The sequence below is a fragment of the Candidatus Cloacimonadota bacterium genome (assembly GCA_021734245.1).
Taxonomy (GTDB): domain Bacteria; phylum Cloacimonadota; class Cloacimonadia; order Cloacimonadales; family TCS61; genus B137-G9.
Map to the genome: position 1 here is coordinate 1 of JAIPJH010000073.1, position 16,013 is coordinate 16,013.

The 16,013-nt window shown below is 38.7% G+C and carries 11 protein-coding genes; 5 read left to right on the forward strand and 6 right to left on the reverse strand.

The window, feature by feature from the left end; translation table 11 throughout:
* Window positions 1-380: 380 nt before the first annotated feature.
* The 5 genes from K9N40_10385 to K9N40_10405 form a co-directional block, all read right to left on the reverse strand.
* A complete protein-coding gene (locus K9N40_10385) occupies window positions 381-662 on the reverse strand; it encodes a septum formation initiator family protein (protein ID MCF7814874.1) in 282 nt (93 codons plus the stop codon).
* A complete protein-coding gene (locus K9N40_10390) occupies window positions 659-1,294 on the reverse strand; it encodes an MBL fold metallo-hydrolase (protein MCF7814875.1) in 636 nt (211 codons plus the stop codon). The genes K9N40_10385 and K9N40_10390 overlap by 4 nt, the downstream gene beginning before the upstream one ends.
* Window positions 1,295-1,360: 66 nt before the next feature.
* The gene (locus tag K9N40_10395) at window positions 1,361-2,473 is read right to left on the reverse strand and encodes a DUF362 domain-containing protein (GenBank protein ID MCF7814876.1); all 1,113 of its coding nucleotides are present in this window, start codon (window positions 2,471-2,473) and stop codon (window positions 1,361-1,363) included.
* Window positions 2,474-2,714: 241 nt separating this feature from the next.
* The gene (locus K9N40_10400) at window positions 2,715-3,866 is read right to left on the reverse strand and encodes an FAD-binding oxidoreductase (protein ID MCF7814877.1); all 1,152 of its coding nucleotides are present in this window, start codon (window positions 3,864-3,866) and stop codon (window positions 2,715-2,717) included.
* A gap of 140 nt (window positions 3,867-4,006) precedes the next feature.
* Window positions 4,007-6,082 carry an FAD-dependent oxidoreductase gene (locus K9N40_10405; GenBank protein ID MCF7814878.1) on the reverse strand — a complete coding sequence of 692 codons (2,076 nt, stop codon included), beginning with the start codon at window positions 6,080-6,082 and terminating at the stop codon, window positions 4,007-4,009.
* Window positions 6,083-6,454: 372 nt separating this feature from the next.
* Between K9N40_10405 and ade the strand changes: the two genes are divergently transcribed.
* Complete coding sequence (ade, locus tag K9N40_10410) at window positions 6,455-8,074, forward strand: adenine deaminase (protein ID MCF7814879.1); 1,620 nt, start codon at window positions 6,455-6,457, stop codon at window positions 8,072-8,074.
* 220 nt (window positions 8,075-8,294) lie between these two features.
* On the opposite strand, the gene K9N40_10415 is transcribed toward ade, so the two are convergent.
* Window positions 8,295-9,170 carry an AraC family transcriptional regulator gene (locus K9N40_10415; protein MCF7814880.1) on the reverse strand — a complete coding sequence of 292 codons (876 nt, stop codon included), beginning with the start codon at window positions 9,168-9,170 and terminating at the stop codon, window positions 8,295-8,297.
* A gap of 476 nt (window positions 9,171-9,646) precedes the next feature.
* On the opposite strand from K9N40_10415, the gene K9N40_10420 reads away from it, so the two are divergent.
* From K9N40_10420 to ygfK, 4 genes are all read left to right on the forward strand, one after another.
* Complete coding sequence (locus tag K9N40_10420; protein ID MCF7814881.1) at window positions 9,647-11,002, forward strand: purine permease; 1,356 nt, start codon at window positions 9,647-9,649, stop codon at window positions 11,000-11,002.
* Between the two features lie 566 nt (window positions 11,003-11,568).
* Entirely contained in the window at window positions 11,569-12,876 is a 1,308-nt protein-coding gene (locus K9N40_10425; protein MCF7814882.1) for an amidohydrolase family protein, read from the forward strand.
* A 376-nt stretch (window positions 12,877-13,252) separates the two neighbouring features.
* Window positions 13,253-13,846: a transposase gene (locus tag K9N40_10430; protein ID MCF7814883.1), complete on the forward strand. Its 594-nt coding sequence runs from the start codon at window positions 13,253-13,255 to the stop codon at window positions 13,844-13,846.
* 344 nt (window positions 13,847-14,190) lie between these two features.
* Window positions 14,191-16,013, forward strand: a 1,823-nt coding sequence (gene ygfK, locus K9N40_10435; GenBank protein ID MCF7814884.1) for a putative selenate reductase subunit YgfK, incomplete at its 3' end; no start/stop codon positions are given.

Here is a 16,013-nt window from a genome sequence, read left to right on the forward strand (position 1 = left end):
CAGAAGCATATCCCATTGGGTATCGGATGCCGGTGCTGTGGTCTGAAGCGGTGATACATCCTGAATTGGTGCTTCGGTTTTAGCATTCAAGCCTGCAATAACGACTAATACTAATAAAACAAAACTTAGCTTTTTCATCTAATTTCTCCTTAATTTTTGTTCAATTTCACATACTTTCTTTGCGATATTAACATTCATTTAAACTAACTCTCCGAAAATATAAAAATTAATAATTATTGAATTATTATTTTGTTAATTGAATCTTAGAACTTTATATAAAGTGTCAACAGATAATTATAAAAATTTCTTTATATGAAATAAATTTATGTTCTTATCCTTAGCAAACAAACAAGTTGCAATCTAAAAAAATATATCGATTTTTATTCTTCTTCTGAAAAAAGATAAACCTCATCACCTTTTTTCTGCATTCCAAGTTCGCGTGCTTTCTTTTCCCATATCTGTTTATCATTTGCCAGTCTTTCATTCTCTTCTCGCAAACGATCATTATCTTCTAAAAGATCTTCCAGTTCCTTTTGCACATTCGCCAATTTTCTTTTCGTATCAAATCGTCGATAATAGCTGTAACTATCAAACACAAAAATGTACAATAATAAAACAATAATAATTCCGTAAAAAATAATATCTTTCTTTCTAATTTTCATTTGAAATCCAGAATGATCGTTTGTTTTGTTTGGAAGTCATCAGCTTCAAGTTTCAAAATATTTGAATCTACCTTTCGGCAGGAAGGTATTAAATCTAAATAAGCCTCTTTTTTCGCAATTGGAAAATCCAGAACTTCCGTTTTATAATGCATGGGGAAAACTATTTTTGGTTTTATCTTATCTACAATTTTCTTAGCCTGAACAGCATCAATGGTGAAATGTCCTCCCACAGGAATGAAAAGTACATCGATCTTGCCAAGTTTAGAAATCATTTCATCGTTCAGGTCGTGTCCCAAATCACCGCAATGGAGAAAAGTTTTTCTATCTAAGGTAAATTTCATTAACAGATTTTTGCCTCTTTTTCCACCTTTTTCTTCGTCATGCCAGGTTGGAATGGTCTTGATCTCTACCCCGGAAATATTATATTTTCCTTCATTATTAATTTTTTGGAAGTTACCAGTAATCAGATCAAAATTATTGTGGTCAAAATGATCATGAGAACTGAGAACAATATCGGCTGTTTCATTTTTGGGAAGCGGATAACCAATATCCGTGAATGGATCGGTGATAACTGAAACTTTATCATTCCAGATTTTCCACATACTATGTCCAAACCATTTAATATTTATCATTTTCACCTCCAAAATTTTATTCACGATGAGAGAATAACATACTTGTTTCAGGAATCAAGGAAAAAGTTATTTTACTACAAATTTAGCCAGAAAACTTTTCTTTACGTACACCACTCCATACGGACATAATTCGTGACAACACATACATTTAATACATTTAGAATGATCGATAATCGGATGAGAATCACCTTTTTCCAGTTTCATCGCCTGCACCGGACAGCTATCCACACAAACTCGACACAAACGGCAGCCATCTCTAAAATCGGGATAAACCTGGAACCATTTGCGGAAAAGATTTTTTAAGAATTTTGGAGAATAGGCTAAAATTTTTACAAGCGTTTTTACACCTTGAATTTTCACATTGGGAAAGGTGAAACTTTTCCATTCAGAATCAATCTCAATTTCAGAAGTCTGGAGATTTTCAATTTTCAAAACCGAGATGATATAATCTAATTTCTGGGGATCAAAACCCATCATTGCAGAAGCTACATAATCCAGAGCCGGTGCTGATTCACTGGCAAACATCACACCAAAATTACGGGGAATTCCTGCCGAAGGACCCTCACCTTCCATTCCCAAAATTCCATCCATTAAGTTAAAGGAAATTTTTTCGTGAACACTGTCATATAAATTGGAAATGACTTTCCCGAAACTGATGTGATCGGGATTTTGCTTGTGATAATCGGATTTTTTGAGTCCGGGAATAAGTCCGTAAAGATTTTTAACCGCACCTGTAAATGACATCAAACTGTGAGTTTTGTACTTGCAAACGTTGATCACAGCATCAGCTTCCCAGAAATATTTGGAAGTATTGAAAATCATTTTTTTAGATTTTGTTTCCTGCACTCCGCCTTCACTGAAATTGAGAAGTTTAATATTGAATTTCTCAGCAAGTTGTTGCATTCCTGTTTCCTGCCACACTTTTTTGGTAGAAGTCGTTCCGCCCTGGCTGTCACCCAGCCAGACTTTTTTATCTTTTTCCAGCAGAATTGAAATCAATGCTTCCAAAACTACAGGATGAGTCGTGACTGCTTTTTCGGGTGGAAATGCACCGAGTAGATTGGGTTTAATCAGGATCGTTTTTTTACCTTTCAATTTCGACCAGAAAGGAAGTGTTAGCAGAAAAGAGCGGATCTTTTCCAGATCGTAGCTTTCAATTTTTTCGATATAAACTTTCATTTCAACCTCCTCGGTCCCCCTTGACAGATTAATTCCTGAAGTCATGGGCTATTAACACATACTTTCAGGAAGCTTCCTTCGTTCATTAACCTTGAAAAGATTTAAAAGCCTTTTCTCTTTGCTGAACCTTTTCAAGGGTTTTTCGCTCAAACTAACCGTTCGGAAGGTTTCCACATTTTTAAATGTCAACCTTGCGAAGGTCGAGAAAAGCAAGAAGTCCGAAAACCTTCGCAAGGTCTTCTTATTTAAATTTTTCCATGCCGCTGAAGTCGCGATATTGATCAAAACTTTCCAGCATTCGATTATCATCATCACTTAATTCATTTGTAACAATACGAGAGATCAATTCTCCCAAACCAGGGCCGAGCATAAATCCCTGCCCGCACATTCCCACGGCATTGATCAGATTTGGAATTTCTTTCGTTTTTGCTACAATCGGAAATCCGTCCGGCGTCATGGGATATTGTCCACGCCAGGTTCTGCGTACTTTCAAGTTCGTAAGTCTGGGATAAATATCAATCATGCGTTTTGTGCAGAGTGGCAGAAATTCAGAAGTTGCATCGTTATCGATTTCCACGATCGGCGGATCGGGAGTAATGCAGAACACAACTTGACCTTCGTTATTTTGATAAAAATAATAATTTGCCGATCCGGGAGCTTTGCGCAGATCGACCACCATCGGTTCGAAAAATCTGGCAACTGGCTCGGTAATTCCAGCTTCGTGATTATCAGGATTAACCGGCAGATTCATTCCAACCATTTTCCCAATATCTTTAGCATAATTTCCTGCAGCATTGATCACAAAATCTGCCGAATATTTTCCTTTATCGGTTACAACTTCAGTGCTTTTATTTCTCGTCAATTTCAGATCGATCACATTCTCTTTAAATTTATATTCTGCACCATATTCAAGACTCTTAAAATAAAATGCATTCATAGAAAGAAGTGGCGAAGCTGAGCCATCTTCTGGCGAATAAGTTGAACCCAACAAGCCATTCATATTGATACCAGGAACCAACTTTTGATATTCTTCAGGTGAAATCCATTTTATGTTCAAGCCAAAACTATGCTGGATCTTCATCAATTCTTTTAACGTTCTTTCAATATCTTTGGTGTAGGCAGGAAAGCTGTAACCACCTGAAATCCAACCAATATCGTCACCAAATTTTTCTTCCCAGGTTCTAAAAATTTCAATGCTGCGCTGACAGACTTTGATCTTTCCAAAATCAGAGTGAGTTGCTCTGATACCGCCAATTGCTTTTTTGTTGTTTGCCTGCCCGGCAGAAGCCAGAGAATCGATCACCAGAACTTTTAATTTTTTCTCTGCCAAAGCCATCGCTGTGGGAACGCCGACCGAACCGGCCCCGATGATAATTACATCATAATTACTCATTTATTTTCTCCAAGTTTTAATCATTTACTTACCAAACCTTGAAAAGGCTTCTTCCGCGATTTCTTCCCGCTTAGCACTTTCAAGGTTGATCTCATTAACTCTGAAAGTCTCAAGTGCAAGAATTCTCGTGAGAGAGCTTTTCAGAGTTTTTCTCCTTCTGTAAATTTTCCCATCGGCACTTCCACGAAAAGTGGTCTCCGTGTATTTTCCTCTATTTCCTGCAGCGGAATGCCTTCCTGGCGGAAGATCTGTTTGATCAGGTTGTCGCAGGTCTTAGCTCCGCAAGGTCCCATGCCTGCTCTGGTTATAGCTTTGATCTGATTCAGATCGGTAATTCCCTTTTTGATGAGTTCCCGAACTTCCTCAGCTGAAACTCGTTCACACAAGCAGACCATTTCAGCGTCGGAGATCTTTCCTTTTTTAAGTTTTTTATCCGTTTCTTTGGAAATTTCATCTTCCTGTATTTGAAAGGAAACAACTTTCTTGGCTGCATTTTTGGGAATTTTCAGATCGATCAGTTGAGTGCGATTATTCGATTTTATATCCATCACTTTCGTCACTTCAAAACTTCCCAAATCGTTTCCATCGATATCCACACCGGTAACAAAGTCACCGTCTTTCACCGGCATATTTCCAACTTCGTAAGGAACAGTAACCACAGGATTTTGGGCATCTTTGCGGAAATCGACCAGAGTAATTGCCAGTCCCGGACAGATCGCCACGCATTTTTTACAACCGATACATTTTCCTTCGTATTCCGGCAAACCCATGATCGGATCACCCTGCATATTGATGGAATTGGTGGGACAGATCGTGCTGCAGGGATTGCAGGGAATTTCCTGAATACAATGAATTATCGGCATCACGCCGGTTTCATTTTCTGGAACTTTCTGCGGATTTATATCACCCGGATGAGATTTAAGGATGGCAGCTTTTTTGTACCAGCTCTCTGGAATATCTTCCACATCGGCACCAATTTCTTTGGCAATTTTCAAGCCCATGATTTTGCCGTTGAACATGGCAGAAGAAGCTTCGGCAATTTCCAAGGCATCACCGGCTGCAAATACTTTGATACCGGCGGTTCTGGCTTCTTCCACAAATTCATTTACCGATTCCAGACCAACTGCAATTAATACCGTATCACATTCAAAAGTTTTCTCCGTTCCGGCAATCGGCTGGAAGTTTTTATCGATCCGGCAAATTGTAACAGATTCCACCGATTCTTCACCATTTGCTTTGAGAACAGTGTGAGAAGTGTAGATCGGCACTCCCAATCGTTTCAGTTTATCAGCATGAACTTTATAACCGCCGCATTTTGGTAGAGCTTCCACCAAACCAACAACTTCAATTCCAGCCTGCAGGGCATGATAGCCGGCAATGAGTCCAACATTTCCACCACCAACGATAAAAAGTCTTTTGGTTGGTCGCACCAGATCGCGGTTAACCAGAGTCTGAAAAGCTCCCGCTCCGTAAATTCCGGAAAGTGTATTGCCTTTGAAACGCAGGAATTTTTCACGCGCTCCGGCTGCATTTAAAACGATTTTCGGCTCTACCAGTTTATAAACACCATCTTTGATTATCCCGACTTTTTTATCTTTAAAAACATAAAGAGCTGTGCTGCTTGTCCACACATCGATGTTTTCGTTGTTCATCACAGTTTCAGCCAGCATTTTGCCGATATCATTTCCACGCGTTCCGGCATAAGAATCTTCCACCGATCCGAAAAATTTGTGAGTCTGTAAAACCAGCTTTCCACCCAGTTTACTTTTATCATCCACCAGCAGAGTATTAACGCCGTTTTCTCCAAGTTGAATGGCAGCCGAAAGACCCGCCGGTCCACCTCCGATAATCAGCACATCATAATTCAAAACTTCGATGTTTCCAGTTTCCGCAGGTTTTGCTGTATCGGGTAAAACTGGCAATCCTTCCACGCTTTTCACCTGCATGTTTTCGGTAACTTCCGTCATGCAGCTTTTCACGGGAATGCCATCAGCGATCACAGTACATTTGGCACATTGACCGTTTGCACAATAAATTCCCTGCGCACTGCCGCCTTTGTGATGATGACCAAAAATCTTGATACCATTGGCAAAAAGAGCTGAAGAAATAACTTCACCTTCCGCAGCGAACAGCTTTTTTCCATTCCAGTAAAAAGGAACGGAACCACGCTCCGGAACCGGCAGAATGGGATGTTCTTTGATCCGATTGTCCACCATTTACTACCTCATATTATTTATTATTATTTTGCCTTTTAAAAATTTTGGAGAGGAATCAATGTCAAGCAAAAGGTTGGTTTTCAGCAGTTTGGAATGAGTCGATTTTTTCAGCTTGACATTCAGGTTGTCAGTATATTGATTTCCTTAAAAAAAATGGTGAAGATAAACTTCCGATTGTACGTAGTTCATCGGAATGTTGAGCTTGAAACCTTCGCAATGGCACAATTCCCCTCTTGAGAGGGGTGGTCCCGAAGGCATTCGGGATCGGGGTGTGTAGATACTTGCGAACGTTTGTGACAAATTTAAATTTTTAACATTCGGAAGAATCCCAAAACAAGTTCGGGATACATTCCGAAGTTTGTAAGGAATAAAATGAAAACTATCCAAGCAAATCTGGTTGATATAATTTCGAAAACCATTTTTCCCGCAAAATTATATTGGCAAGATGGTCGAATTCTTAAAATTGAGAAACTTCAAAAAGAAGTGAAAAAATTTCTTATTCCAGGTTTTATCGATGCTCATATTCACATCGAAAGCACGATGCTCACGGCGCAGGAATTTGGCAGAAATGCATTTCAGCACGGCACGGTTGCCGTGGTTGCCGATCCTCATGAAATTGCCAATGTTCTGGGAATCGACGGCGTAAAATTCATGATTGAGAATGGCAGGAAATCTCCGCTGAAATTCTTTTTTGGAGCGCCTTCCTGCGTTCCTGCCACACCCTTTGAAACCAGCGGAGCAGAACTCGGTCCGAGTGAAATCGAAGAACTTCTCAGAATGGAAGAAATAACTCATCTGGGCGAAATGATGAATTATCCGGGCGTAATTTCTGAAGATAAAACAGTTGTAAAGAAACTGGCTTTAGCTCGAAAATATCACAAACCGATCGATGGTCATGCACCGGGTTTGCTGGGGAAAAATTTGAAAATTTATGTTCAACACGGAATTACAACCGAACATGAATGCACCACAAAAGATGAAGCTTTGGAAAAGCTGGAAGACGGCATCAAAGTGATCATTCGGGAAGGTTCTGCCAGCAAAAATTATAACGAGCTGATTCCAATTGCCAGAGAACATTATCAGAACTGCATGTTCTGCTGTGACGATCTGCATCCGCAGGATTTGCAGAAACGTCATATCGACTGGCATGTAAAAAATGCTATAAGATCTGGATTGGATATTTTCCAGGTTCTGCAAATGGCGTGTTTAAATCCGGTAAAACATTATAAACTCGATGTAGGTTTACTGCAAGTTGGTGATCCGGCAGATTTTCTATTGGTGGAAGATTTTCAGGAAATAAAAATCCTGGAAAATTACATTGATGGAAAGCCGACTTTGCAGGAATCAGAAACCCAAGAACCCCCAAAAATCAACATCAAAAATAATTTTCAAATTAATGAGATAAAAGAAGAAGATTTTGCCGTTCCTGCCAGAAATGGTAAACTACGCGTGATCAAGGCTTTGGATGGTTTTGTTCTTACGGAAAGTGAAATCATGAAACCCAAAATCGAAAAAGGTCTTACCGTTGCCGATATTGATCGTGATCTGCTGAAAATTGCAGTTGTAAACCGTTACCAAAATACCAAACCTGTAGTCGGATTCATTACCGGTTTTGGTTTGAAAAAAGGTGCAATTGCTTCTTCCATTGCGCATGATTCTCATAATATCGTTGCAGTGGGAACCGATGATAGATCAATTACCAAAGCTGTGAATTTGATCATCCGGAATAAAGGCGGCATTTGCGCTGTTGATAAAAATTCTGCTGAAATCCTATCTCTTCCAATTGCTGGAATTATCAGCGATAAATCCTGCCAGGAAGTTGCAGAAAAACATGAACTTCTGGAACAAAAAGCAAAAGAACTTGGATCAACTTTAAGTGCTCCCTTCATGACGCTTTCCTTCATGGCGTTGCTGGTAATTCCCAAACTGAAAATGAGCGATAAAGGACTGTTCGACGGAGAGAAATTCGAATTTGTGGATTTGTGGATTTAATGGAAAATAGTCTGTTCACCTTGTCACATGATCTGCGACATGTGACAAAGTTGCAAAACTTGTCTTATGCGCCATCGGTGTTATGAGACAAGTTGAAAGAAATGATGATTTTGAATATTAAATCGTGAACATTCGGAAGAATCCCGAAACTAATTCGGGATACATTCCGAAGTTAATAAATTCCCCTCTCTTGTTTTGAAGAGAGGGGCAAGGGGTGAGTTTACCTGATCGGCACTAAAATATCATATTCTGAGTTTTCCGGATCTTCCGGCTTGAATCTGTCATCATACCATTCGATCTCTTCGTGCAGATAGAATTCATAATCGACCTGCTGAATCCAATCGACCGATATAAATTTGTAGGTTTCATGCAGTTTTTCGAACGAACCTTTGTGCGTGAAGACAGCATATTTGGCAGCTGGAATTTTGTGCTCGGTCAAAGCTTCCGGAATTTCGACATTTTGATCTGCGATCACAGCAGCCATATAATACCAGGTATCATCTGGTTCGGGTTGCTGTTCCAGATATTTTGGCTCGGGAAAACAAATTCCCACCGTTTGTAATTTGCGAAGGTTTTCATTTTTATTGATGTGAGACAAAAATTCGTCCCACAAAGCAGCTATCTGCTCTTTACTTTCTCGGGTTACAATTTTGCGTTTGATGCCGATAACGCGGATTTCGGGCATGTCTTTAATCTTCCAATCCATTTTCATATCTCCTTTTGTTATGCGGCAGATCTGCACTTTCAGCCTCGGCGTATATTTTATCAATTGATTTTCTTTTCTAAATTTTTCGGGAGTGCTGCGAAATTCTTTTTTGAAAGCGCGAATGAAGGATTCACTGGATTCAAAACCATATTCAGTAGCCAGTTCCTGCACTTTTTTATGGGAATGCAAAAGTTCTCTGGCAGCTTCGGAAAGCCTTCTCTCGCGGATATATCCTTTCAAAGTATAACCTGTAAAACCATAGAAAATCCGCATGAAATGATACAACGAAAATCCCGCACGATCTGCTACAGATTCCATTTCAAATCTGCTTTTAAGGTTATTTTCGATGAAATTCACCGAAGAATTTAAGGCTCTTTGATAGTCCGGCATATCACTCCTTTTCTAATTATTGATCTTTTTTGCTCATAGTATTTTGGGAAAAAGTTGTAAATCTATTTTTTTTTGCATGCATCCCCGAAAAATTTGGAAGGTATAAACCTAATCTATTGCAATAAATGAAATTGTTGCTATTTTACTTGGCCAAAACCTTATCCAGCAAAGCCCACGAATTCATTCGTGGGAATCTTGATACCAGAAAGATATCGGACAAGGGTTTCAACCGTTTGCACAAAAAATAAACCATTGAAATGGTTACTATAAAAGGCTTTGTTTGCTTTTCCCATGAATAACCCAGTGAAATTGGATTGATTTCACAGGTTAAAAATTCATGGGCTTGAAAAAATGAAATTATTGTGTTTTTTTTGTTGCTTACTGGAAAATAAATATTTTTCGGGGGATGCGTGATTTTTTTTTGTTTTTGACATATACTTATACATTTATCTATTAGGAATAAGGGAGGAATTCAAATGGAAGAAACAAATAAATCTCACGATCTGATCTACACATTGAACGAAAAACCACCTGTTCGCGATTCGATCTTTGCCGCTCTGCAGCATCTTCTGGCAATTTTTGTCGGCATCATCACTCCAACTCTGGTTATTGGTGGAATTTTAGGATTGGGAAAAGAAATTCCCTATCTTATCAGCATGTCACTGATAGTTTCTGGAGTAGCTACATTTATCCAGATCAAAAGAATTGGACCTATCGGTTCGGGACTTCTCAGTATTCAAGGAACCAGTTTCGCCTTTTTAGGTGCAATTATAGGAGCTGGATTTCTGGTGAAAAATGCTGGTGGCGGACCGAAAGAAATGCTGGGAGTGATTTTCGGAATGTGTTTCTTTGGTGCATTCATCGAGATGATCCTCAGCAGATTTCTACATCATCTCAAGAAGGTCATCACACCCACAGTCACAGGGATTGTCGTCTCTCTGATCGGACTCAGTTTGATCAAAGTCGGTCTCACCGATATGGCAGGCGGACAATGGTTATTAGACAATAAACCAGAGCAATTCGGTAATTTAGAAAATCTGGGTTTGGCTTTCCTGGTTCTCATCACGATCGTCTTCTTCAATCGCAGCAGGAATCAATTCCTGCGTATGAGTTCCATCGTGATCGGTTTGATAATAGGTTACATAGTTTCATTATTTTTAGGAAGGATCGATTTGAGTGGATTGATAGATCTTCCTATTATCAGCATTCCCATTCCTTTTAAATATGGCATCGGTTTTCGCTGGGAAGCTTTCGTTCCCATTGCTCTGGTTTATCTCATTACAACTATCGAATCCATCGGTGACCTGACTGCCACTTCCATGGTTTCTAAAGAACCAATACGCGGTGATCTTTACATTAAAAGGATAAAAGGCGGAGTATTGGGAGATGGTTTCAATTCTGCCATGGCAGCCATTTTTAACACATTTCCGAACACAACTTTCAGTCAGAATAACGGTGTGATCCAACTTACCGGAGTTGCCAGCCGTTATGTGGGAATGTATATTGCCGGTTTTCTGGTTTTGCTGGGTTTATTCCCTGTTATCGGCGGTGTTTTTCAGCAGATGCCGAAACCTGTTTTAGGAGGAGCTACTATCATTATGTTTGGAACGGTTGCAGCAGCAGGAATCAAAATAATTTCTTCTCAGAAGATTGATAGAAGAGCAATGATGATAATTGCTATTTCTTTCAGTATGGGTTTGGGAGTCCAGCTTGTACCGCAGGTCCTGAATCATTTTCCTGAGACATTAAAGAATATTTTTTCCTCTCCCATTACAACCGGAGGCTTGACAGCAATTGTAACTAACCTAGTAATTCCTGATCGAAGTAAATAATTCCTGAAGATGCTGTTAAATATTGTTTCACTAAAATTATATTTGACAGCATTTTATCATTGGAAATGTTCGTACCATCTAAACGATAAAAGGCGCGACCTGCTTTGAAATCCCAATAAAATATGTGAAAAAAACCTTGAAAAGGTTACAATTGGAGAGATTCCTTTTTTGTAAATCCTTTTTAACGGTTAAAACTCTGAAAAGCTCTCTTTCGAAAGCTCTGGCACTTGAGACTTTCAGAGTTGTTGAAAAAAAAACTTGAAAAGGTTACAATTGGAGAGATTCCTTTTTGTAAATCCTTTTTAACAGTTAAAACTCTGAAAAGCTCTCTTTCGAAAGCTCTTGCACTTGAGACTTTCAGAGTTGTTGAAAAAAAAACCTTGAAAAGGTTACAATTGGAGAGATTCCTTTTTGTAAATCCTTTTTAACGGTTAAAACTCTGAAAAGCTCTCTTTCGAAAGCTCTTGCACTTGAGACTTTCAGAGTTGTTGAAAAAAAAACCTTGAAAAGGTTCAGCAGGAAGAAAAGCCTTATAAACCTTTTCAAGGTAACAAGAAGGAGTCTGTATGAATTTAGAAATTCGTGGTGCCTGGATCGTGACACCAACCGAAACGGAAATCCTGGTAGAAAAGAAAGACATCTATATTTTGGAAGGAAATATCTACTTTTCCAAACCATTTGAAAAAGCAGATCGAATTATTGATGCTACCAACAAAATCGTTTTCCCGGGATTTGTAAATGCTCATCATCACATCTATTCCACACTTTCCAAGGGTGTACCTTGCGAGGTTCCTTTTAAAGATTTTGAAGGTAATCTGAAACAGCTCTGGTGGACTCTGGATCATTCTCTGCAAAAAGAAGATATGATCCTTTCTACTGCTATCGCTGCCAAAGATTCGATCAAACAGGGAGTAACAACAATTTTTGACCATCACATTTCCGGCTACACCGAAAACTCTCTTACGGATATGTCAGAAGTTTTTGATGCCTATGGAATCAGCGGAACGCTGGCATTTGAGCTTTCCGATCGAAATGGAGAAGAATTTTTTCAAAAGTCATTAGATGAAAACGTGCGTTTTGCCAAAGCTCAAAAAGGTAAATCGGTACAAGGCATGATCGGTCTGCACGCCAGTTTCACACTCAGTGATGAAAGCTTGCAGAAGATCGCAAATGCATCACAGGATTTTCCAGTCCATGTACATGTGGCAGAAGGTGAGATCGACGGCATCCAATGCCTGGAAAAATATGGTAAAGGTCTTATCGAACGCTTTGACAGTTTTGGATTATTGAGAGATAATTCGCTTCTCATCCATTGCAGTAATCTGACCGAAAAAGACATCGAAATTCTGAAAAACCGAAATGTGTTTATTGCTCAAGCGCTCGATTCCAACCTGAATAACGCCTTGAATGTAGGAAATATTTCCCAATTTATTTCGGAAGGAATCAAAACCACTGTCGGTACTGATGGAATGCATTCCAGTGCGATGAAAGCTTACAAAAATTCGTTGATCTTCACAAAGTTTTTGAACAAAACACCAGACATCGGTTATCCGGAAATGCAAGCGCTTTTCTTGAATAGTTTTAAACTGAAAAAAGCATTTGGCTTGCCGCTGGGTGTTCTGGAAGATGAGTCTGCCGATCTGGCAATATTCGATTACGAACCGGCAACGCCATTCAACACAGATCAATTCCTGGGACATTTCATTTTCGGCATCACCGAATCTCGCTGCCAATATGTGATCAAGAATGATGAAATCCTACTCGATGATTATCATATAACCAAAGATTTGTATCAAGATTTGTTCGAAAGAAGTTGGGAAATTTCCGGAAAGATGTTTAAAAGATTTGAAGAGAATAAGAAGTTGTATGAATAGCCTGAAAAGCTCTCTTCCAAAAAAGTCTTGCATTTGAGACTTTCAGGGCATAAACAACCTTGAAAGTGCTAATAAATGAAAACCCTGAAAAGCTCTCTTCCAAAAAAGTCTTGCATTTGAGACTTTCAGGGCATAAACAACCTTGAAAGTGCTAATAAATGAAAACCCTGAAAAGCTCTCTTCCAAAAAAGTCTTGCATTTGAGACTTTCAGGGTATAAACAACCTTGAAAGTGCTAATAAATGATAGCCCTGAAAAGCTCTCTTCCAAAAAATTCTTGCACTTGAGACTTTCAGGGTATAAATAACCTTGAAAGTGCTAAGCAAGAAGAAATTGTGGATGAAGCCTTTTCAAGGTTAGATTGAAGGAAACAGATGATGATTTATAAAAAAGACAATTTCTATCACGTTTATAATAGAGGATGTAACAAAGAGCGCATTTTTTTCGATGGCACTGATTATCAGAAACTTCTGCAAAAGATGAAGAATACAAAAGCTTCTTATGGAATAGAAATAATTGCATATTGTTTGATGCCAAATCATTTTCACTTCCTTCTTTTTCAATCAACTGATACACCAATTTCTAAATGGTTAAAAGTACTATTTTCTGGTTACGTTCAATATATAAATCGTAAATATAATAGATCTGGAACTCTTTTTGAAAGAAGTGCAATCCCAAGATTAATCACGAACAATAATTACATTATAAGAGCATGTCATTATATCCATGCAAATCCATTAAAACACGGTTTTGTTAGTGAAGCGGTAGATTGGAATTATTCTAGTCTAATTTATTATCTCGAAGGAGATTTTAGATTTATTGACAGTAGAGTTAATCACTTATTCTTTTCTAACCGTAATTATAAGAATGAGTTTGCAGAATATGTGGAAAATAAGTATTATCATGATGAATACCCTGAAAAGCTCTCTTCCAAAAAAAACTTGCACTTGAGACTTTCAGGAGATAAATAACCTTGAAAGTGCTAATAAATGATAGCCCTGAAAAGCTCTCTTACAAAAAAGCCTTGCACTTGAGACTTTCAGGGTATAAACAACCTTGAAAGTGCTAATAAATGATAGCCCTGAAAAGCTCTCTTCCAAAAAAAACTTGCACTTGAGACTTTCAGGGGATAAATAACCTTGAAAGTGCTAATAAATGATAGCCCTGAAAAGCTCTCTTCCAAAAAAGCCTTGCACTTGAGACTTTCAGGGTATAAACAACCTTGAAAGTGCTAAGCAAGAAGAAATTGTGGATGAAGCCTTTTCAAGGTTAATAAATCCGGCTTCGAAAACTACGCCGGGACAAAGGAGAAAAAATGAGCGACATAATGATACCAGTAAAATTTGAAAAATTATTACATTGGATTTTAGAAGAATACAAAAAAGAGAAAACTATCTTCGGAATTCATGAAGAAAAGTTTTATAAAAAACATGATAAATCATTCATAACAATTTTCGGAGAAAAATGCGAAACAGCTCTGGGACCGGCAGCCGGACCTCATACTCAGCAGACGCCAAATATAGTAGCAGCTTATCTAACAGGAAGCAGATTCTTTGAACTTAAAACCGTGCAAATTTTGGATGAGCTGGATATTGAAAAACCCTGTATAGAAGCAACTGATGAAGGTTACAACACAGAATGGAGTACCGAACTAACTGTTCCTCAAGCTTATGAAGAATACCTGAAAGGCTGGTTTTTGATTCATGTTGTGAATAAAATGTTCGGTTTATCCAGGCTGGATGAACGTGCTTTTATTTTTAATACGAGCGTCGGCTATGATCTGGCTGGAATCAAGCAGAAAAAGGTCGATGACTTTATCGAAAACTTGAAAGATGCTTCTAAACATCCTGTTTTCCGAGAATGTGAAACTGTCCTGAAAAAAGCAATTTCAACTGGAGATATTCCCGGGATTAATGATCCTGATTTCGTGGAAACTATTTCACCGAATATTTCCAATTCCATCACACTTTCCACCATGCACGGCTGTCCACCGGAAGATCAGGAAGCCATCTGTAAATATCTGATGAAAGAGAAGAAGCTTCATACCTTCCTGAAAATGAACCCGACCTTACATGGATATGAATACGTAAAAAACGCTTTCGCAAAACTTGGTTACGATCATATAACTCTAAAGGAAGAGTCATTTACTCATGACATGCAGTGGAAACCGGCTGTGAAAATGCTGGATGTTCTCATTCCGTTCGCCAAAGAACAAGGCGTTGAATTTGGAGCTAAACTTTCCAATACGCTGGCAGTTGTAAACGATCAGAGAATGTTGCCGACTGATGAAATGTATATGAGTGGGCGCGCGCTTTTCCCGCTTACGATAAATCTGGCGAAGAAGCTGTCGCATCAATATAATGGAAAACTTCCCATTTCTTATGCCGGTGGAGCTAACTACTTTAATGCAAAGGAATTATTCGAGATTGGAATTCGTCCAATTACGATTGCTACAGATATTTTGAAACCCGGTGGATACACAAAATTATCTCAATTGGCATACCTTCTGGATGATGAAATGAAGCAGCCTGTTAAAGATAGAATTGATCTTTCCAAATTGGATGAACTGGCAAAAAATGCTTTAGAAAGTCCAATTTATAAGATGGAAACGAAATCTCAAATTCCCATGAAGATAGACAAGAAACTGGAAATGATGAAATGTTTTATCGCACCTTGCAAAGAAGCCTGCCCTATAAATCAGGATGTACCGGAGTATATCAGATTAATTGGAGAAGAAAGATATTTAGAAGCTTATGAACTGATTTTATCAAAGAACCCTCTTCCCCATATCACAGGTTTTATCTGCGATCATCAGTGTATGTTCAAATGCGTGCGAAACGATTATGAAGAACCGGTTCTGATACGTGAACTGAAACGTGTGGCAGCCGAAAAAGGTTTTTCTAAATACATGATAAAGATGAAAACAGATGTCAAACCCATCGACATTAAAGTAGCTATAATTGGAGCTGGACCTGCTGGTCTTTCTTCGGCGCATTTTCTGGCTCGTGCTGGTTTTGATGTAACTGTTTTTGATAGGACTGATAAACCTGGCGGAACTGTTATTCACACAATTCCCGGTTTCAGAATTCCTAAGTGGGCTATTGATAATGATATTGAACTTATCAAACGTATGGGAGT

Bases quoted from the DNA above. Each gene is read 5' to 3' on its own strand.
- K9N40_10385 (MCF7814874.1), bottom strand. From the start codon at position 662: ATGAAAATTAGAAAGAAAGATATTATTTTTTACGGAATTATTATTGTT.
- K9N40_10390 (MCF7814875.1), bottom strand. From the start codon at position 1,294: ATGATAAATATTAAATGGTTTGGACATAGTATGTGGAAAATCTGGAAT.
- K9N40_10395 (MCF7814876.1), bottom strand. From the start codon at position 2,473: ATGAAAGTTTATATCGAAAAAATTGAAAGCTACGATCTGGAAAAGATC.
- K9N40_10400 (MCF7814877.1), bottom strand. From the start codon at position 3,866: ATGAGTAATTATGATGTAATTATCATCGGGGCCGGTTCGGTCGGCGTT.
- K9N40_10405 (MCF7814878.1), bottom strand. From the start codon at position 6,082: ATGGTGGACAATCGGATCAAAGAACATCCCATTCTGCCGGTTCCGGAG.
- ade (MCF7814879.1), top strand. From the start codon at position 6,455: ATGAAAACTATCCAAGCAAATCTGGTTGATATAATTTCGAAAACCATT.
- K9N40_10415 (MCF7814880.1), bottom strand. From the start codon at position 9,170: ATGCCGGACTATCAAAGAGCCTTAAATTCTTCGGTGAATTTCATCGAA.
- K9N40_10420 (MCF7814881.1), top strand. From the start codon at position 9,647: ATGGAAGAAACAAATAAATCTCACGATCTGATCTACACATTGAACGAA.
- K9N40_10425 (MCF7814882.1), top strand. From the start codon at position 11,569: ATGAATTTAGAAATTCGTGGTGCCTGGATCGTGACACCAACCGAAACG.
- K9N40_10430 (MCF7814883.1), top strand. From the start codon at position 13,253: ATGATTTATAAAAAAGACAATTTCTATCACGTTTATAATAGAGGATGT.